The 16,704-nt window shown below is 44.3% G+C and carries 13 protein-coding genes, 1 pseudogene and 1 other annotated feature; of the genes and pseudogenes, 4 read left to right on the top strand and 10 right to left on the bottom strand.

Features of this window, described 5'->3' with window-relative positions:
• Positions 1 to 13: 13 nt before the first annotated feature.
• Both ung and nfo read right to left on the bottom strand, forming a co-directional pair.
• The gene (gene ung, locus AB4323_RS06975) at positions 14 to 694 is read right to left on the bottom strand and encodes a uracil-DNA glycosylase (protein WP_372152000.1); all 681 of its coding nucleotides are present in this window, start codon (positions 692 to 694) and stop codon (positions 14 to 16) included.
• Between the two features lie 403 nt (positions 695 to 1,097).
• The gene (nfo, locus tag AB4323_RS06970; RefSeq protein ID WP_372151998.1) at positions 1,098 to 2,006 is read right to left on the bottom strand and encodes a deoxyribonuclease IV; all 909 of its coding nucleotides are present in this window, start codon (positions 2,004 to 2,006) and stop codon (positions 1,098 to 1,100) included.
• A 326-nt stretch (positions 2,007 to 2,332) separates the two neighbouring features.
• On the opposite strand from nfo, the gene grcA reads away from it, so the two are divergent.
• The gene (gene grcA, locus AB4323_RS06965) at positions 2,333 to 2,710 is read left to right on the top strand and encodes an autonomous glycyl radical cofactor GrcA (protein ID WP_017059315.1); all 378 of its coding nucleotides are present in this window, start codon (positions 2,333 to 2,335) and stop codon (positions 2,708 to 2,710) included.
• A 77-nt stretch (positions 2,711 to 2,787) separates the two neighbouring features.
• On the opposite strand, the gene thrC is transcribed toward grcA, so the two are convergent.
• From thrC to thrA, 3 genes are read right to left on the bottom strand one after another with little or no spacing between them, the layout of a single operon-like run.
• On the bottom strand, positions 2,788 to 4,071 hold the full coding sequence (gene thrC / locus AB4323_RS06960) for a threonine synthase (RefSeq protein WP_017059314.1): 1,284 nt from the start codon (positions 4,069 to 4,071) through the stop codon (positions 2,788 to 2,790).
• Positions 4,068 to 5,024, bottom strand: coding sequence for a homoserine kinase (gene thrB, locus AB4323_RS06955; RefSeq protein WP_032545653.1), 957 nt, complete (start codon positions 5,022 to 5,024; stop codon positions 4,068 to 4,070). The genes thrC and thrB overlap by 4 nt, the downstream gene beginning before the upstream one ends.
• A gap of 17 nt (positions 5,025 to 5,041) precedes the next feature.
• Positions 5,042 to 7,501, bottom strand: a complete 2,460-nt coding sequence (gene thrA, locus AB4323_RS06950; RefSeq protein WP_372151996.1) for a bifunctional aspartate kinase/homoserine dehydrogenase I — start codon at positions 7,499 to 7,501, stop codon at positions 5,042 to 5,044.
• 29 nt (positions 7,502 to 7,530) lie between these two features.
• Positions 7,531 to 7,649, bottom strand: a sequence feature (Thr leader region).
• A gap of 317 nt (positions 7,650 to 7,966) precedes the next feature.
• On the opposite strand from thrA, the gene AB4323_RS06945 reads away from it, so the two are divergent.
• On the top strand, positions 7,967 to 8,425 hold the full coding sequence (locus AB4323_RS06945) for a hypothetical protein (RefSeq protein ID WP_017070076.1): 459 nt from the start codon (positions 7,967 to 7,969) through the stop codon (positions 8,423 to 8,425).
• Between the two features lie 112 nt (positions 8,426 to 8,537).
• Here AB4323_RS06945 and AB4323_RS06940 read toward each other — a convergent pair whose 3' ends face one another.
• The gene (locus AB4323_RS06940) at positions 8,538 to 9,023 is read right to left on the bottom strand and encodes a putative 4-hydroxy-4-methyl-2-oxoglutarate aldolase (protein ID WP_017059310.1); all 486 of its coding nucleotides are present in this window, start codon (positions 9,021 to 9,023) and stop codon (positions 8,538 to 8,540) included.
• Positions 9,024 to 9,070: 47 nt separating this feature from the next.
• Between AB4323_RS06940 and AB4323_RS06935 the strand changes: the two are divergent.
• Both AB4323_RS06935 and arcA read left to right on the top strand, forming a co-directional pair.
• Positions 9,071 to 9,172, top strand: a pseudogene (locus AB4323_RS06935) (ribonuclease activity regulator protein RraA); the annotation flags it as partial.
• Between the two features lie 429 nt (positions 9,173 to 9,601).
• Positions 9,602 to 10,318: a two-component system response regulator ArcA gene (gene arcA, locus AB4323_RS06930; RefSeq protein ID WP_004741534.1), complete on the top strand. Its 717-nt coding sequence runs from the start codon at positions 9,602 to 9,604 to the stop codon at positions 10,316 to 10,318.
• Positions 10,319 to 10,454: 136 nt separating this feature from the next.
• Here the strand turns inward: arcA and AB4323_RS06925 are convergent, their stop codons facing one another.
• The 4 genes from AB4323_RS06925 to AB4323_RS06910 all read right to left on the bottom strand — a co-directional run bounded on the left by AB4323_RS06925 (position 10,455) and on the right by AB4323_RS06910 (position 16,246).
• On the bottom strand, positions 10,455 to 10,898 hold the full coding sequence (locus AB4323_RS06925) for a hypothetical protein (RefSeq protein WP_017062884.1): 444 nt from the start codon (positions 10,896 to 10,898) through the stop codon (positions 10,455 to 10,457).
• Between the two features lie 7 nt (positions 10,899 to 10,905).
• Positions 10,906 to 13,275: an aerobic respiration two-component sensor histidine kinase ArcB gene (gene arcB / locus AB4323_RS06920; protein WP_372151994.1), complete on the bottom strand. Its 2,370-nt coding sequence runs from the start codon at positions 13,273 to 13,275 to the stop codon at positions 10,906 to 10,908.
• 174 nt (positions 13,276 to 13,449) lie between these two features.
• A complete protein-coding gene (locus AB4323_RS06915; RefSeq protein ID WP_372106035.1) occupies positions 13,450 to 15,201 on the bottom strand; it encodes a diguanylate cyclase domain-containing protein in 1,752 nt (583 codons plus the stop codon).
• 91 nt (positions 15,202 to 15,292) lie between these two features.
• Positions 15,293 to 16,246, bottom strand: a complete 954-nt coding sequence (locus AB4323_RS06910; protein ID WP_372106033.1) for a TIGR01212 family radical SAM protein — start codon at positions 16,244 to 16,246, stop codon at positions 15,293 to 15,295.
• Positions 16,247 to 16,704 lie beyond the last annotated feature (458 nt).

The following is a 16,704-nucleotide window of genomic DNA, read 5'->3' as shown; positions in this document are numbered from 1 at the left end:
GAAAACCACCAACCTACAACTCTGCTGATAATCGCCAATCTATAGGTTGTTGATCCATAGAAGAAAGCAGCTTATTGGTTGTTGAGAAATGCTGACAACCAAAGAAGCCACGATGGGCGGATAATGGCGATGGATGAGGTGCAGTCAACACATGGTGCTTGTCTGCATCAATGGCTTGGCCTTTCTTTTGGGCATGCGCGCCCCATAATAAGAAGATGATCGGCTCAGAACGCTGATTTAGCTCAGCAATGATGGCATCGGTAAAGGTTTCCCAACCACACTTAGCATGTGAGTGTGCTTTTGCCTCTTCTACGGTCAGTACCGTATTCAACATTAATACCCCTTGAGATGCCCAAGTGTCGAGGTAGCCATGACTAGGGATCTCAAAGCCGTCTATATCTTGTGCGAGTTCTTTGTACATATTACGTAGAGACGGTGGAATTTTAACGCCAGGTAGCACAGAGAATGCTAAACCGTGAGCTTGCTTAGCGCCGTGATAAGGGTCTTGCCCAAGGATAACCACGCGTACAGACTCAAAAGGCGTCATATCGAAAGCACTGAACACTTGCTCTTGAGGAGGGTAGATGGTTTTTCCACTATTACGTTGCTGTTCGACAAAAGCGAGAACACTCTGAAAGTACTCTTTGTCACGTTCATCATTAATAATGGATTCCCAACTCTTTGGTGCGCTCATCGTTTTACTTCCCAATCATCAAGGTTTCTAGGGGCTTTCACCAGACAAAAAAATAGCTGTATCGGCTAACTGTCCTAAATAAGGCTCTAGTTATACCTCATACAGCTATCAATAAACATGATGTGTAGGGTTCACTTGTTGATGAATCATAATAATCAGTTCAAGTTGTGTTTATCTCGATTAACCACTTTTTTGCTGTGTACGATGGTGGCCATGGCTATGCACGTGACGGTTTGGTGTCGGTAAACGGCTGGCGACAGCAACAGTTGAAGTTGAAGTTTGGGTGATTGAATACATAAAGGCACCTCCTGTAAGACATCGTGAACTACATATTCACTTTAATACTATGAAAGAAAGGTGCCAATTATTAGAAATAGATGGAAATAAATTTCCCCCTCTATTATTACGCTTCTTCGCTCGCTAGCGTTACTGAGCGATGAAACATTCTAAGTTGTTGAATTTCCTCTTTCCAGATCGTCGAATCAATGGTTTCCAAGATAAGAGGAATACCATTAAAGCGAGAATCAGAGGCAATATACTCAAAACAATCCCAGCCAATTTCGCCTTTTCCTAAAGAATGATGTCGATCGACTCGGCTCGCAAACTCAGCTTTTGAATCATTGATGTGCATTGCTCTTAGATAGTGCATACCCACAATGCGCTCGAACTCAGCAAAAGTATGCTCACACGCTTCTTTTGTTCGTAAGTCATAACCGGCCGTAAACGTATGGCAAGTATCTAAACACACACCGACACGCGACTTATCTTCTACTTGGTCGATGATCTCTGCTAGGTGCTCAAACCTCCAACCCAGATTAGTCCCCTGCCCTGAGGTATTCTCAATCACTGCAATTACATCAGGCACCGCTTGATGAGCTAGGTTGATCGATTCAGCGATCTTCGCCAAACATTCGCTTTCTGAGATTTTCTTCAAATGACTCCCAGGATGAAAATTCAAAAGCGTGAGTCCTAGTTGGTTACAACGCTCCATTTCATCAATAAAAGCCGCGCGTGATTTCTCTAGCTTCTCTTCTTCTGGTGCTCCTAGGTTAATTAGGTAGGAGTCATGAGGAAGAATATTCTCAGCACTAAAACCCAACATTTTGCAATTGGCTTTAAAGGCACTAATGGTTTTCGCTTCTAGTGGTTTTGCCGCCCACTGTCTCTGGTTCTTGGTAAACAGTGCAAACGCATTGGCGCCAATTTCACGTGCACGCATAGGCGCCTGATCAACTCCACCAGCAGCCGAGACATGAGCGCCAATAAACTTAATATTTGTTTCCGGTTTTGAGGATGAATTATTGTTTGTCATTAAATCACTTTACACTTTCAGAATGCTTAATAAATAAAGGGTCGTATCGGTTGTAGTTCAATAAAAACACAACAAATGTAGTAAACTTACAACAAATATGGCTGTTAAATATTTTTTATACTTTAAAATATTTTGTAATTACTTTGTTTTCAAAGGTTTTATTGATTTACCTCAATATAATCACCTTTGTAAAAATATGGTTTTTGGTTGTTTTTTGACTTAAATCAATGTTAACCTTACTAATATTAGGTATATATTACCCAGCTCAATAAAAATCGAAAGTTAACACCATAATCAAACCACATTCAGTGGACTAGGAGATAGTTATGATCCAAGGTATTCAAATTACTAAAGCAGCAAACGATGACCTACTAAACTCAATCTGGCTACTAGATAGCGAGAAGAATGAAGCTCGTTGTGTTGTTGCTACTGCAGGTTTCGAAGCTGACCAAGTTATCTCAGCTGCAGACCTAGGCGAGTACGAAAGCCGTGAAGTTGCAATCGAAGCAGCACCACGCATCGAAGGTGGCCAACACCTAAACGTTAACGTTCTTAAGCGTGAAACGCTAGAAGATGCAGTTGCTCACCCAGAGAACTACCCACAGCTAACTATCCGTGTATCGGGTTACGCTGTACGTTTCAACTCTCTAACAACTGAACAGCAACGTGACGTTATCGCACGTACGTTCACTGAGTCTCTATAATTTTTAGAGCTTAAATTAGAATACAAAAACGGCGCTCATTGAGCGCCGTTTTTATTTGTTCGAAAAACAAATGGACGTTACGGTTGAACTCGACGAAGCACAGCTTTTAGCGCTTCAAAATCGTTATCAAGATCTTCAGACAACAATTCCATCGCCGCGTGTTTTGCTAGCGGGCCAGGCAGTTCGATATCAGAACCTAGGATGTCATCAACCACTTCTTTGAATTTCGCTGGGTGTGCTGTACACAGGAACAAGCCAGTTTCGTTCTCTTGCAGTTGCTCTTCCAGTAGACGGTAAGCAATCGCACCATGTGGTTCACATAGGTAACCTTGTGCTTTTAGGTCGCGAACTGACTCAGCGCTCTGCTCGTCAGATACTTTACCTTTGCCTAGTGTATCTAAGCCCCAACCTTTCAGTTGGCAAAGCTCTTCGATACGAGGCCAGTTGTTTGGTTGGCTTACGTCCATCGCGTTCGATGTTGTCGCAACAGTCGGTTTTGGATCCCATTGACCTGTTTCTAGGTAACGAGGAACAGTGTCATTTTCGTTAGTTGCTGCGATAAAACGCTTAACAGGTAGACCTAGCGCTTTAGCCAATAGACCAGCCGTTAGGTTACCAAAGTTACCACTTGGTACAGAGATAACGAGGTTTTCACGTTGCTCTTTAGTCAGCTGAGAAGCCGCCTCAAAGTAGTAACAGATCTGAGCCATTAAACGACTGATGTTGATCGAGTTTGCCGAGTTAAGACCGATCTCTTTACGCAGTTCAGCGTCATCAAATGAGTCTTTAACTAGAGCCTGACACGCATCAAAGTCACCATCAATCGCCACAGTGTGGATGTTCTTGCCAAGCGTACAGAACAGCTTCTCTTGCAGTGGGCTGATCTTGCCTTTCGGGTAAAGAATCACAACATTGATGTCTTCCATGCCGTAGAAAGCATGCGCAACCGCCGCACCAGTATCACCTGATGTTGCCGTTAAGATAGTGATTTGACCACCATCAGAAACAGCTGCTAAAGATTGAGCCATAAAGCGGCCACCGAAATCTTTAAACGCCAGTGTTGGACCGTGGAAAAGCTCAAGCGCGTAAACGCCGTCTTTTACTTGGTTGATTGGTGCAGGGAATTGGAACGCTGCATCCACCATTTGGTCGATCTGTTCTTTTGGTAATTCATCACCAATCAATGCTGACAGAATCTTTGAGCTACGAGGGACAAAGTCCTCTGCTAGCAGCGCATCGATATCATCAAACTTTGGCAGTTCAGATGGGAAAAATAGACCTTGATTACGGCCTAAGCCTTGACGAACGGCTTGGCCAAAAGAGACTTGTTCATCATTTTCTTTGATGTTGTACAGTTTCATAACTCACTTCCTGTAACGATCGAACCCTGCTTATCTAGGCGACAAACGTGAACGAATCCTTCTTCATTTTGTACGTAATTTTGTTCTAACCAGCGTGCAACACGCTCGGCGACATCTTGTTCTTTGCAAATGCTAAATAGAGTTGGACCACTACCAGAAATACCAGTAGCCAGTGCCCCAGCTGACAGCGCGTATTTACGAGCATCAGCAAACCCTGGAAGCAGTTTCTCACGATATGGTTCAGCGATCACGTCTTTGATCATCTTCGCCGCCAGTTCAGGTTGACCTGAATGACACGCGTGGATAAAGCCCGCTAAGTGACGACCATGAGCAATAATATCCTGACGACGATATTGAGATGGTAGGATCTCTCTCGCTTCAGCCGTTGAAACCTTAATACCCGGATAAGCCATTACCCAGTACCAGTCGTCAAAACACGGTACTTCTTGGCTGATGATGCCTAGCTCTTCAAGCATGAGCTGCACACCACCAAGGTAACATGGCGCAACGTTATCGTAGTGGATACCACCTGAAATCTTGCCTTCCATTTCACCCATCAGAGCAAGCAGTTCAGTTTCATTCAGGGGCTGACCGTGAAAACGGTTTAGCGCATCCAGTGCCGCGACGATTGAACATGCACTAGAACCCAAACCTGAACCGATAGGCATGTTCTTTTCTAGTGTCATTTCTAAAGGCTTTAGCGTAACGCCTTTTTTATCAAGCTCTCTCGAGAACACCACCCAGCAGTCGTAAACGATGTTTTCTTTTGCTTCAGTTGGCAGCTTAGAAACAAAGCTGCCTGCAGTTTTAAGTGAGAATGGTTCATCACCGGCTTTAACCATAACTCGGTCACCTAGCAGCGTGCCATCCACTGGAGACACAGCGGCCCCCAGCACATCAAACCCTACACTGACATTACCGATTGATGCAGGAGCATAAACGACAACATCCATATCACTTGAACTCATTCTTAAACTCCTAATTTCCAACCAAGAGTACGCATCACATCAGAGAATACGCCAGCAGCTGTTACTTCAGTACCCGCGCCGTAGCCACGCAGTACTAGAGGGATTGGTTGGTAGTAACGGCTGTAGAATGCTAATGCGTTCTCGCCATCTTTAATCTTGAACATTGGGTCGTCGCCATCAACAGCAGCGATACGAACCTTACACTTACCTTCAGCGATTTCACCCACATAACGAAGTACTTTACCTTCTTCTGCTGCGATAGCTGACTGCTCTTTGAAGTAAGCATCCGCTTCTGGTAGGCGAGCCATGAACTCTTCAACCGTACCTGAATCATCAAAACCCGGTGGCAGAGCTTGGTCTACTTCAACATCTTCAAGTTCAAGCGCCATGCCTGCTTCACGAGCAAGAATAAGCAACTTACGCGCCACATCCATACCAGATAGATCATCTCGAGGATCCGGTTCAGTGAAGCCGTTATCTTTTGCAATATTGGTTGCCTGGCTCAGTGTCATACCTTCATCAAGCTTGCCGAAGATGTAAGACAGTGAACCTGAAAGAATGCCGTTGAACTTCTCAAGTTCATCACCTGCAGAGATAAGGTTCTGTAGGTTTTCGATGACCGGTAGACCTGCACCTACTGTTGTCTCGTACATCAGCTTACGACGTGAGTTGCGTGCAACTTCACGAAGCTGATGGTAGTAAGCCATGCTTGCTGTGTTTGCTTTCTTGTTTGGTGTTACTACGTGGAAACCAGCCGCTAGGAAATCAGCGTACTGCGCCGCAATACCTTCGCTAGACGTACAATCAACCAATACTGGGTTGATGATGTGGTTACGTTGAACCAAAGCCGCTAAACGCGCTAGGCTGAACTTTTCAGTCGCACTCGACATACGGTCACGCCACTGCTCTAACGGTAGACCATCGCTGTCTAGCAACAAACCTTTACTGTTTGCTAAACCACATACGCGAATCACGATGCCTTTTTCAGCCAGTTTGCCTTGCTGACGTTGGATCTGGTCAACAAGCTCGCCACCAACACCGCCGACACCCACAACGAATACATCTAGGAAGTGCTTAGAGTTAAATAGGTTCTCGTGACACGCTTTGATTGCTTCAGAGATTTTGTCTTCAGGGATAACCGCTGAAATAGCGCGCTCTGAAGAACCTTGAGCAATAGCAACAATGTTGACGTTCACTTCAGCTAAAGAAGAGAAGAACTGAGATGCTACGCCACGTGAAGTGCGCATACCGTCACCCACCAGCGTTACAATCGCAACGTCATCCATGAACTCAACCGGCTCTAACAGGCCATCTTTAAGTTCAAGTTCAAACGCGTCTGACAACACTTGTTTCGCTTTCACCTTATCAGCCGATTCAATACAGAAGCTGATGCTGTACTCAGAAGAAGATTGAGTAATAAGGACAATAGAAACGCCAGCAGAAGACATCGCGCCGAATACACGACTCGCCATACCTACCATGCCCTTCATGCCTGGGCCTGATACGTTAACCATGGTTAGGTCACTTAGCGTCGTAATACCTTTGATTGCTAGGTTATCTTCGCCAGTGTCTTGGCCAATCAAAGTACCTGCGCCTTGTGGGTTGAAGCTGTTTTTGATCAGACAAGGAATGTGGAATTGCGCAATAGGAGCAATGGTTTTCGGGTGTAGAACCGAAGCACCAAAGTAAGAAAGCTCCATCGCCTCTTGGTAGCTAAGAGACTTGAGCAGACGAGCATCATCAACTAAGCGTGGGTCACAGTTGTAAACGCCATCGACATCAGTCCAGATTTCACAGCAATCAGCACGTAGACACGCCGCTAACACAGCCGCTGAGTAGTCAGAACCATTACGACCTAGTGTGACTAGCTCACCTTTTTCATTACCCGCAGTAAAGCCAGGCATGATGTTAACGTGACCTTTAGGAAGTGGAGATTGTTGGAAGTTCTGAGTAGAGACATCCACATCGACCATAGCTTCAAGGTGATCGCCTTTAGCGTATAGGTATTGGACAGGGTCAATCAGGCTTGCTGGTTGGCCTTTCGCTTCCAGTACCGCTTTCATTAACTGGATAGAGATTCGCTCACCTTTACTGATGATGCGAGCATTAACGTGGTTCGGGCACATACCAAGTAGGTTGATGCCATTCACGAACTGCTTTAGCTGAGCAAGAGAGGTATCCACCTGCTCTTGAAACGCGGCACCATCGATAGAAGGCACGACCGCTTTGATCTCTGCAAACAGTGTGTTAAATGAAGATTCGATCTCTGTAATCTGTGCGTCAGCTTCACCATTTTTCAGTGCAGCTTCAATAACAGCGACCAACTTATTAGTTGTTTTTCCTGGAGCCGATAGTACAACGGCTAGCTCTTCTTGCTGGGCATTATTAGCGATGATATCAGCCGCTCGTAAAAAACGATCTGCATCAGCTAATGATGAACCTCCAAACTTTAAAACGCGCATCCCTTTCTCCATAAGTCATAAAAATGGTACAAAAAAAGGCCTGTATCTTGTTGGATACAGGCCTTTTTTTTAAAATCCGTTACTTAGCAGCCTGCCCCAACAATGTTAATGTCGGTAATAATAATGGTTGTGGTCATTACTAGGTGGCTTACGTGCTGCATATCAAATTCTCTGCTTGTGCTTTACTCTACGTGTATCAATTTTTACCACTGGACGTCAATGAAAAGTTGCGTTTTTTTTACATTCGCACCGTTTTTCAGAGCAAACCGTCATTTAAGGGATAAAACACCCTGTATAAACCTTCACTTAAGATACTGGATTTACTCATTGAACAGGCAGGAGTGATCAATTGCATATATAGTCATAACAAAATGCTATATCGATTGTGCAGCGAACGTACAAGTTCTGTGCTTTAATTGAACGATAACGTTCGAAGAACAATAATAATGACATCAGGAGTGGGAAATGAAGAGATTACTTATTCTTTTGGCTTTTGCTATGCCTGTTGTTTGTTCAGCGAATAGCTTGCCTCTACTACCCAGCCAGATCGATAGTTCTTCTCATAAATTCTTTATCTCCACACAAAACGCGTCGAGTGAAAGCTTCGATACTTGGAAGATAGACAGTGGCTACTCTTATAGCTTGTTTTCAGATGTGGATCTTTACGTCGGTACACGTATCAATAGTGCGGCACTGAAACAGGAAAGTGGATTCTTGAGTGGTGTCAGTTATCAGTTCTCAGAAAGAGTCTCTTTTAACAGTTCTCTACACACCTATAAAGACGAGACCGAAGACAATGAGAAATCGGTAGCCGCAGAGGTTTCCAGCCGAGTGCAACTAACAGATAACCTAGATTTGCATGCCACCCTTGATTATGAAGAGTGGCAGCAAGGTGTTGAAGTGGGACTAGGGTTTCGCTTTTAGTCTCTTTAGCTTGTTCTTTATTAACAGATTAGTGCGGATTGAGATCCAAACTTTTAGTACATCACAAACCATTCCCCGTTCTAATCTATCAACGGCATTCAATTTGAGTCAGTTACGATTCAATTAACAGCTCAGATGAAATTAACACGCCATTCCAATCGGCATAAATATAGTCACCAGGCTGAATCAGTTGATTATGTATAGAGAGTGTCACATTCACTTGGCCGACACCGCGTTTCTCTGTTTTGAATGGCGATGCACCTAACGCCTGAACGCCAAGGTCCATTTGCGACATCATGCCTACATCACGCACCGCACCGTTTACAATCACGCCTTCCCAACCGTTTTCTATCGCGAGAATAGCGAGTTGATCGCCAAGCAGCGCCTTCTGGCATGAGCCATTTCCGTCAACGACAAGCACTTTGCCACAGCCGTCGGTCTCTAAAACCTCGCGAACCTTGGAATTATCGTGATAACAACGAACTGTTACAATTTTTCCAAAGAACGCACCACGTTGGCCGAAGTTCTGCAATGGCATGTTCAGTAGGGTGACTTCGCTTTCAAACTCATCACACAAGTCGGGTGTTATATCGTGCATATATCCTCCGTGAGTAAGGCGTTACCGGTTATGTCAGGCTAGCCTCTATGCTTTTATATGTTATTAAAATTAATCCTTTGTTTTCATTGTTCTATGCTCAATTTATTACTCAATAAAGGTTGATTGAGCATATTTATCTACTAGACTCTTAAGACAGCTTTCAGCTTCCTTGGTTCATAATCCGGTCTTTAGCAGGCAAGATGTGAGAAGCATCTCGAATAATCATTCTAGTTTTGCTGCTAAATAACCACCATAACATTGGTTAAGTTGTAGCCATACTATTAAAGTTTGTTGCGATACGGCAATTGATGTAAATCAACAAAGTGAATGGAATTAACATTCTCGCGTTGTTAGCATGCTGTTAACATTATAGAATCCACTGCAATCACTAACAGAATGATTGAAAGGCGTACTGGATCTACGTTATTGGGCAATACTTCAAGGAAGGCAGATAGCTGGAAGTAAGTGTTTTTTTGAAAACTTTAAGTTATCATCAAAAATACATTACCTGTATGTTATGTTTTTGCCTAGAATTTATTCTATTAGCACAGTTTCGTCACAAATTTAGGTACCGCCAAATGCAAACCCCGCAGATTCTTATCGTTGAAGATGAGCAAGTAACTCGTAACACTCTAAAGAGTATTTTTGAAGCAGAGGGATATGCTGTTTTTGAGGCTAGCGACGGTGAAGAGATGCACCAAGTGCTATCTGACAACCAAGTTAACCTTGTAATTATGGACATCAACCTTCCAGGTAAGAATGGTCTACTACTTGCGCGTGAACTACGTGAGCAAGCAAACGTAGCGCTTATGTTCTTAACTGGTCGTGATAATGAAGTTGATAAGATCCTTGGCCTAGAGATCGGCGCTGATGACTACATCACTAAGCCTTTCAACCCTCGTGAACTGACTATCCGTGCACGCAACCTTCTGAACCGTTCAATGAGCACAAGCTCTGTTCAAGAAGAGAAGCGTAGCGTTGAGAAGTATGAGTTCAACGGTTGGGTACTAGATATCAACAGTCGTTCTCTGGTTAGCCCAGATGGCGAAGGCTACAAGCTACCTCGTTCAGAGTTCCGTGCTCTACTTCACTTCTGTGAGAACCCAGGTAAGATCCAAACACGTGCTGACCTTCTTAAGAAGATGACTGGCCGTGAGCTTAAGCCACACGATCGTACTGTAGACGTAACAATCCGTCGTATTCGTAAGCACTTTGAATCTGTTTCTGGTACGCCAGAAATCATCGCAACGATTCACGGTGAAGGCTACCGCTTTTGTGGTGACCTAGAAGACTAATTCGATTCGCGCCTCTTACCATTTAGCACTACTCACCAGTAAGTGTTTTGAACACTAGAAGCGTCATCAATAGTTATTAAAAAGGGAGAATGCCAACGCATTCTACCTTTTTTATTGTTCTTAATTGGATAAGATTTTAGTAAACCGTATCCACCTTAACGTCTTTCTCTACTAACCACTTCACGGTTTCGCCATCTTTAAGTTCCACCGCCACATCAACAGGCTTGTCACTGTCGATTTCTAGCTGCCATACAAACGCGACTTCCCATTGAGTTTCACTGTGTGTTCTTAAATCAAGATCGTCAGCCGTTACCAACAAGGTGTCTGCACCCTGTTTAACCGTAACACTTTCAACCGCAAGCGTTGCTGGCAGTTGTGAGTCTGACTCTAGGTAGATAGCACCATGTAGGGTCTTATCTTGAGTCTCGCCAATCGTTGGCATCTTGTTGTGCCAAAGGTTGCTTTTCATGGTAACTGTTGCTGCAGATACTTCGACTTGATTATCTTGCTGCCATTCTACTTGTGGCGCAGAACAACCCGCTAATGCCACTACACATGCGGCGAATGCTAATTTTTTCATTATTCTTCTACCTTTGATTTAACCAACTCTTTAAAACTTCAATGTCATTCTGGTATTCGTTATTTATCTCATCAACCCAATCTGAAATGTTCTCCCACCACGCAGGCAAATCTGGAGATTGAACTTTCTGGGCAACTTGTTGGATGCGTTTCAGACCAATAGAACCTGCAGCACCTTTAATCTTATGTGCCTCAGAAACGATACTGGCTTTATCTTTCGCGACCATGTTGGAGTTCAATATTTCCATATACTCCGGCATCATATCTTCGAACATCGCGATGCTATCCAAAACCGGTTTCGGTCCAACAATATCAACATAAGACTCTAGCATATCAATATCAAGCAAAGTGGTATCAATTTCTGAAAGAACAGGCTTACTCGCGTCGACTTTATCAATGCTCTCAACCTTATCGGTGCCCGCTACCTTCTCAATTACCTCTGGTGCATCTTCGATAAGTTCACTGATGACATCTTGGATAGCTCGAACCGACAAAGGTTTACTGATCGCTTCGTCCATGCCTTTCTGGAAGTACTCTTGCTTGTTGTTTAATACGTTCGCAGTTAACGCCACCAAAGGCGGTAGCTGGCTGTATTTCTCGCGGTAGTATTGAGCAATATCGAAACCCGTCATATCTGGCAGTTGGATATCCAACAACACCAAATCATAGTCTTCAGGATTGAAAGCAATTTGCGCCTCTTTACCCGTCATCACGACTGTCACTTCATGGCCAAGGCTTTCAAGTAGAGAGCGAGCCACTGTGATATTGAGTTCAATGTCTTCGACCATAAAGATCTTAAGATTCGACTGTTTTCTTGGCGTTTTGATCAGAGCCTGAGTATCGTGATTCACTGGAACTCGAATCGAAACCGTAAAGGTACTGCCAAAGCCCTCTTCACTGATGACTTCAATGTGGCCATCCATCATATTAATCAGCTGTTGAGAGACAGCGAGACCAATACCCGTGCCGACAGCGTGCAAGTTGTCCGTGCCCGATTTCACCTGATAGTACATCGCGAAGATCTTCTCGATTTCACTTTCAGGGATACCAATACCAGTATCTTCCACTTCCATCGTAATGTTGGCAAAGTCACCATCAATGTCGGCGCTGACTGTCATCACCACTCCACCATCTTTGGTGAACTTCATCGCGTTACTAACAAGGTTCCACAGTACCTGTCTAAGACGAGTACCATCCACCTCAACAGCAGCTGGAAGATCAGACAATCTTTCTAGATCGAACCTTAACCCTTTCTGCTCAGCCATCAACGCAGAGATACTTTCGATCTCGACAACGAAATCTTCAAAGTTAATAGGCGTAGGGAAGAGTTCAAGCTTACGGCGGTCGAACTTATCCATATCAATAATATCGTTGAAGATATTACCCAGTGTCACCGCGCTCACCTTGATGGTTTGCATCTGCTTGCGCTGTTCGGTGGTCAGTTGGCTATCAAGCAGCATGCGGCTCAAGCCAATGATGCCGTTGAGCGGCGTTCTTAACTCGTGGCTAATAGTTGAGATAAAGGTGGTCTTATCGCGGCTGGCTTTTTCTAACGACTCTTGATGCTCTTTACGTTCAGTAATATCGCGGCCAAAACCAACCAAGCCCAAGTGACGACCATCTTTGCTGTAGAAAGGCACTTTACGCAGTTCGAAGTAACTCTTGCGGCCATCTGGGTATTCAAGCCATTGGTCATAAGTCAGTGCTTGGTTGTCAGCAAATACTTTCTTATCGGTTTCAACAACTTGCTGAGCGACCTCTTTACTGTAAACATCCCAAGGAGTTAAACCAACTAGCTCTTTTTCTGTTTTACCAGTGAGCTCTTCAACCGCACGGTTACAACCAGAGAACACACCATCTTCATTACGGTAGTAAATAAGGTCAGGCGAGGCATCGATAAACGAGCGTAACAGTGCAGTACGTTCTGCGAGTTCAAGCTGAGTACGCTCGCGCTGGAACACCTCGTTTTCGAGATCTTGCATTGCTTCTGCGCGCGCTTCTTCCGCTTTTTCACGCTCTTCAATTTCTTGATTAAGCTTCTCGATATTGAGCTGCATTTTATTGTTGAGTTCTTGGTCTCGCTCACGCATGTCGCCAAGTTTAGAGACCAATTTCGCTAACCTTTGACGTGATTCTTCCAACTGGTCCACGACCACTGACAGAAAATAAACCGCCCAAGGCGTGATCACTAAACCGAAGAAAACTGAACGGACAATGTCGATGTCATCAACATTGCCTTTGAGTGCAAGGGTGATACCGACTTGCACAACAACAGCGAGGGCAACAAGCGCTAGGGCGAGTAAGATAGAAAAGCGGACAATCCCCAGTTTTACGAGTAGATCCACGTAATACTGGGCAAGATTTTTCATGGGTTTCATTTAGCGCTCCATGCGATAAGACTAGCAACATTCTACCCTGTTTGAAGATGGGAGGTAAGCTAGCTACATCACACGCAGCAAGTGTTCAGCGGTAATTTCGAAGGTTAATTAACCAATACAAATACTAACTAAGCAAAAATAGCCGGGGATAATCAAATTGCCAATTTTATAGCGTTAGCGAATTGAGTATGGATGCACCATTGAACGGTTGCGACCGTCTGATTTCGCTTGATACAACGCACTATCAGCCAAGGCAACAGCCGATTCCATTTCATCATCAGGTGTAGGAATGTAAGAGATAATACCAATACTCACCGTGATGAATTCAGAGACTGTCGACTTCTCATGCGCAAGTTCCAATTTTAGGACTTCATCATGAATACGCTGCGCCACCAGCTGAGCACCTTCGGTCGTTGTATTTGGCAGAATAAAGCCGAACTCTTCACCACCATAACGAGCCACACAATCAGATGAACGATTCAACACCTGCTTAAATGCCTGAGAAACCTGAATCAAAGCATCATCGCCTTTTTGGTGTCCGTAAAAGTCGTTGTAGCCTTTAAAGAAGTCGATATCACATAGCATGATCGTCAGTGGCAGCTTCTCACGCACATGATAATGCCACAGTGTAGAGAGCTGTTCATCGAAACGACGTCGGTTAGACACTTTAGTCAGGCTATCCATAAAGCTGAGGCGTTCAAGTTCAAGGTTGGCTTCTTCAAGCTTTTGTTCTGCTAGATAACGCTCTGTAATATCACGCGCCATGATCAACACACCATTAGTGCTCGATGCTGGATCTCTAAACGGTGATTTGACTACATCATACCAAGTAAATGTTCCATCACTTGAGACCACTTTGTCGATATAACGCAGTGATTTACTTTGATGAAGCACTTGATGATCGGTTTCTGATATTCGCGTATAGATGCTATGTGGCACCACATCTTGTAAACGTTTACCGATCAAGTCACTGACTTCAGAGATACCCAGCGCAGCCACAAATGGTTTATTACACGCTTGATAAACCATGTTTTCATTAAAGATACCAATCGAGTCTGGGCTGGCCTCCAGGATGTTTTGCAAGATGGTGTCACGCTGCGCAAGTGCCACTTCGGTATCTTTTCGCTTCTCCATCTCGCCACGCAGTTTCTGCTGCATGTCATGCCAATCGGTCACATCATGACTAATAGAGAGCGTGCCGATGGTTTCTCCATCTTGGGAAAGCAGCACACTTTGGTAGGTTTCAAGCAAGCAGCTTTTTCCATCTTGATCTGTAGTCCAAGAGCGTTCACTTACACGACCTTTTAATACTCCACCAGAAACACTCAGGGTGCCCTCTTCAGCACGACCATGCCAAAACTTTTTAAACGAGCGATTACTCGTCACTAACTGACCTTTCTGATCTTTCACGTAGATCAGCTCAGACAAAGAATCCAAAGCGGTACGAGCAACATTCAGTTCTCGAACTTCTTGGGACAGTTCTTCGTTAGTGTTTTTATAAGGTGAGGCGTGAATCATCCAAGCCTGCTTATTTCTAAAATGGATCTTACGACCGATCAAGTTGATCTTGAACGACTCAAATTCAGAAAGCGCCCACAGGGAGACCTGCTCGAAGGCTCGAGAGTTGATGTGGTTGGTTAAGTAGTGACGAAAGCTGTTCTCGCTTTCCACAGTAGGAAAGCGAAAATTAACACCGATTTGGCGGATACCAAGCAACTGCATGGCTTGGCGATTGGCATAGAGTATTTCGCCACTTCGAACATCAACAAAGTAGAGTGGCGACGGGGTAGCAAGTAGAAGCGTTTCGATATGCGACTGATAACGAGAATAGAGATGCCAGCAGATGAGAGCAATCAGCAATACAACAACGATATAAATACCGTAGCCATACGCCCTGTCCCACAACCAAGTCATTACCAGTTCCATTTACTCTCAATCTATACCATAAAATCTATTAGGGAAATGTTACCACTATTTATTGGTTTTATCTGCTGTTACCGACAGTCACCATTTTCTATCAATTAACTGCGTTTAAAACGGGCAGTGTGTACTCGAATGCAGAGCCAGTTTTGATGCCTTGTGCGCCAGTTTTATCAAGCGAACGGCCAATCTCAGTCATCGCTAACCAGCGGTTCTCACACCATAAAGGAGAAAGTAAGGTTGGGCGTCTCGCCGCTGAAGAAACACGGTGATAAACCACGTCCGCAGGCGTGCGTTGAATGATCTCACTCGCGATATCGATGTACTCTTCGAGGCTTGGGGCTTCTAGCTTTCCTGCCTTCCACGCCTTAGCCATGGTACTGCCCTCTACTATATGAAGGCCGTGCAGCTTAATACCATCGGTGCCAACGGCTAATACCTTGTCTAAGGTTTCAAGGTTATCCGCTTTGGTTTCTTTTGGTAGGCCAACAATCAGATGAGTACACACCTTGATACCTAAAGCGCGTGCGCGTTGGGTGATCGTTTCATACACTGCAAAATCGTGGCCGCGGTTAATTCGCTTGAGGGTTTTATCATTGGCGGTTTGCAGGCCAAGCTCGAGCCAAATCTCATAGCCTTGTTTAACGTAGCCCGCTAACAGATCCAACACCGCATCAGGCACACAGTCTGGTCGCGTACCAACACAAAGGCCGACGATCTCTGCACCGGGTGCTTTTAGCGCCTCTTCATACATATTCTTGAGCACTTGCACCTCAGCATAAGTGCTGGTGTACGCCTGAAAGTAAGCCAGGTACTTCTTGGCACGAGCAATCTCACCCGCACGATCTTTTAGCTGGTCAGCAATACTTTGAATTTGAGTTTGTTCATCGGCAAAGGAAGCCACGTTACAAAACGTGCAACCTCCACGGCCAATTGTCCCGTCTCGGTTTGGGCAGCTGAAACCACCATGAAGCGTCAGCTTGTGAACCTTCTCGCCATAACGGCGTTGAAGGTCTTGGCCGATAGTATTGACCAACTCGTGTAATTGCATATTTTCAAAGCACTCAAGTAAATAAGAATGAATATCAGTCTTTTTTTGAAAAAAAATTACATCCCTGCAAAATTCGACCAATTAGTTTACTCAAGGCTTTTTGCGAGCAACCTAACAAATATCAATAAACATGCAAAAAAATCGGCTCTATTTGCCTAATGTTGCACATTTGTTAGGCATTAAATTCAAAATAAAACGAAAAAAATGGTCTACATGGGTCAACTTTCATTGCAATTCGCCCAGACAAAATTGTAGGATACTTACACATATTGGCTATTTTTGAGTATTTACTTACAACGAAAACTTGCTAATAAGTCGGTGATATCTAACTCCCACCTATATAAACCACTAGTTTGTGGTTAAAAATAAACAGGTATCACCAAGGATTGTTTTTCTCGCAATACTTTTCCTGCGAGATACGGAAAGGATTCAAACCGCCAGCATAGGCAGGTTTAGAC

Source organism: Vibrio sp. 10N.261.52.C11 (assembly GCF_041471405.1).
GTDB lineage: Bacteria > Pseudomonadota > Gammaproteobacteria > Enterobacterales > Vibrionaceae > Vibrio > Vibrio crassostreae_C.
Note: the sequence above shows the minus strand (reverse complement) of the source record. Positions and strands in the feature narration are given on the sequence as shown.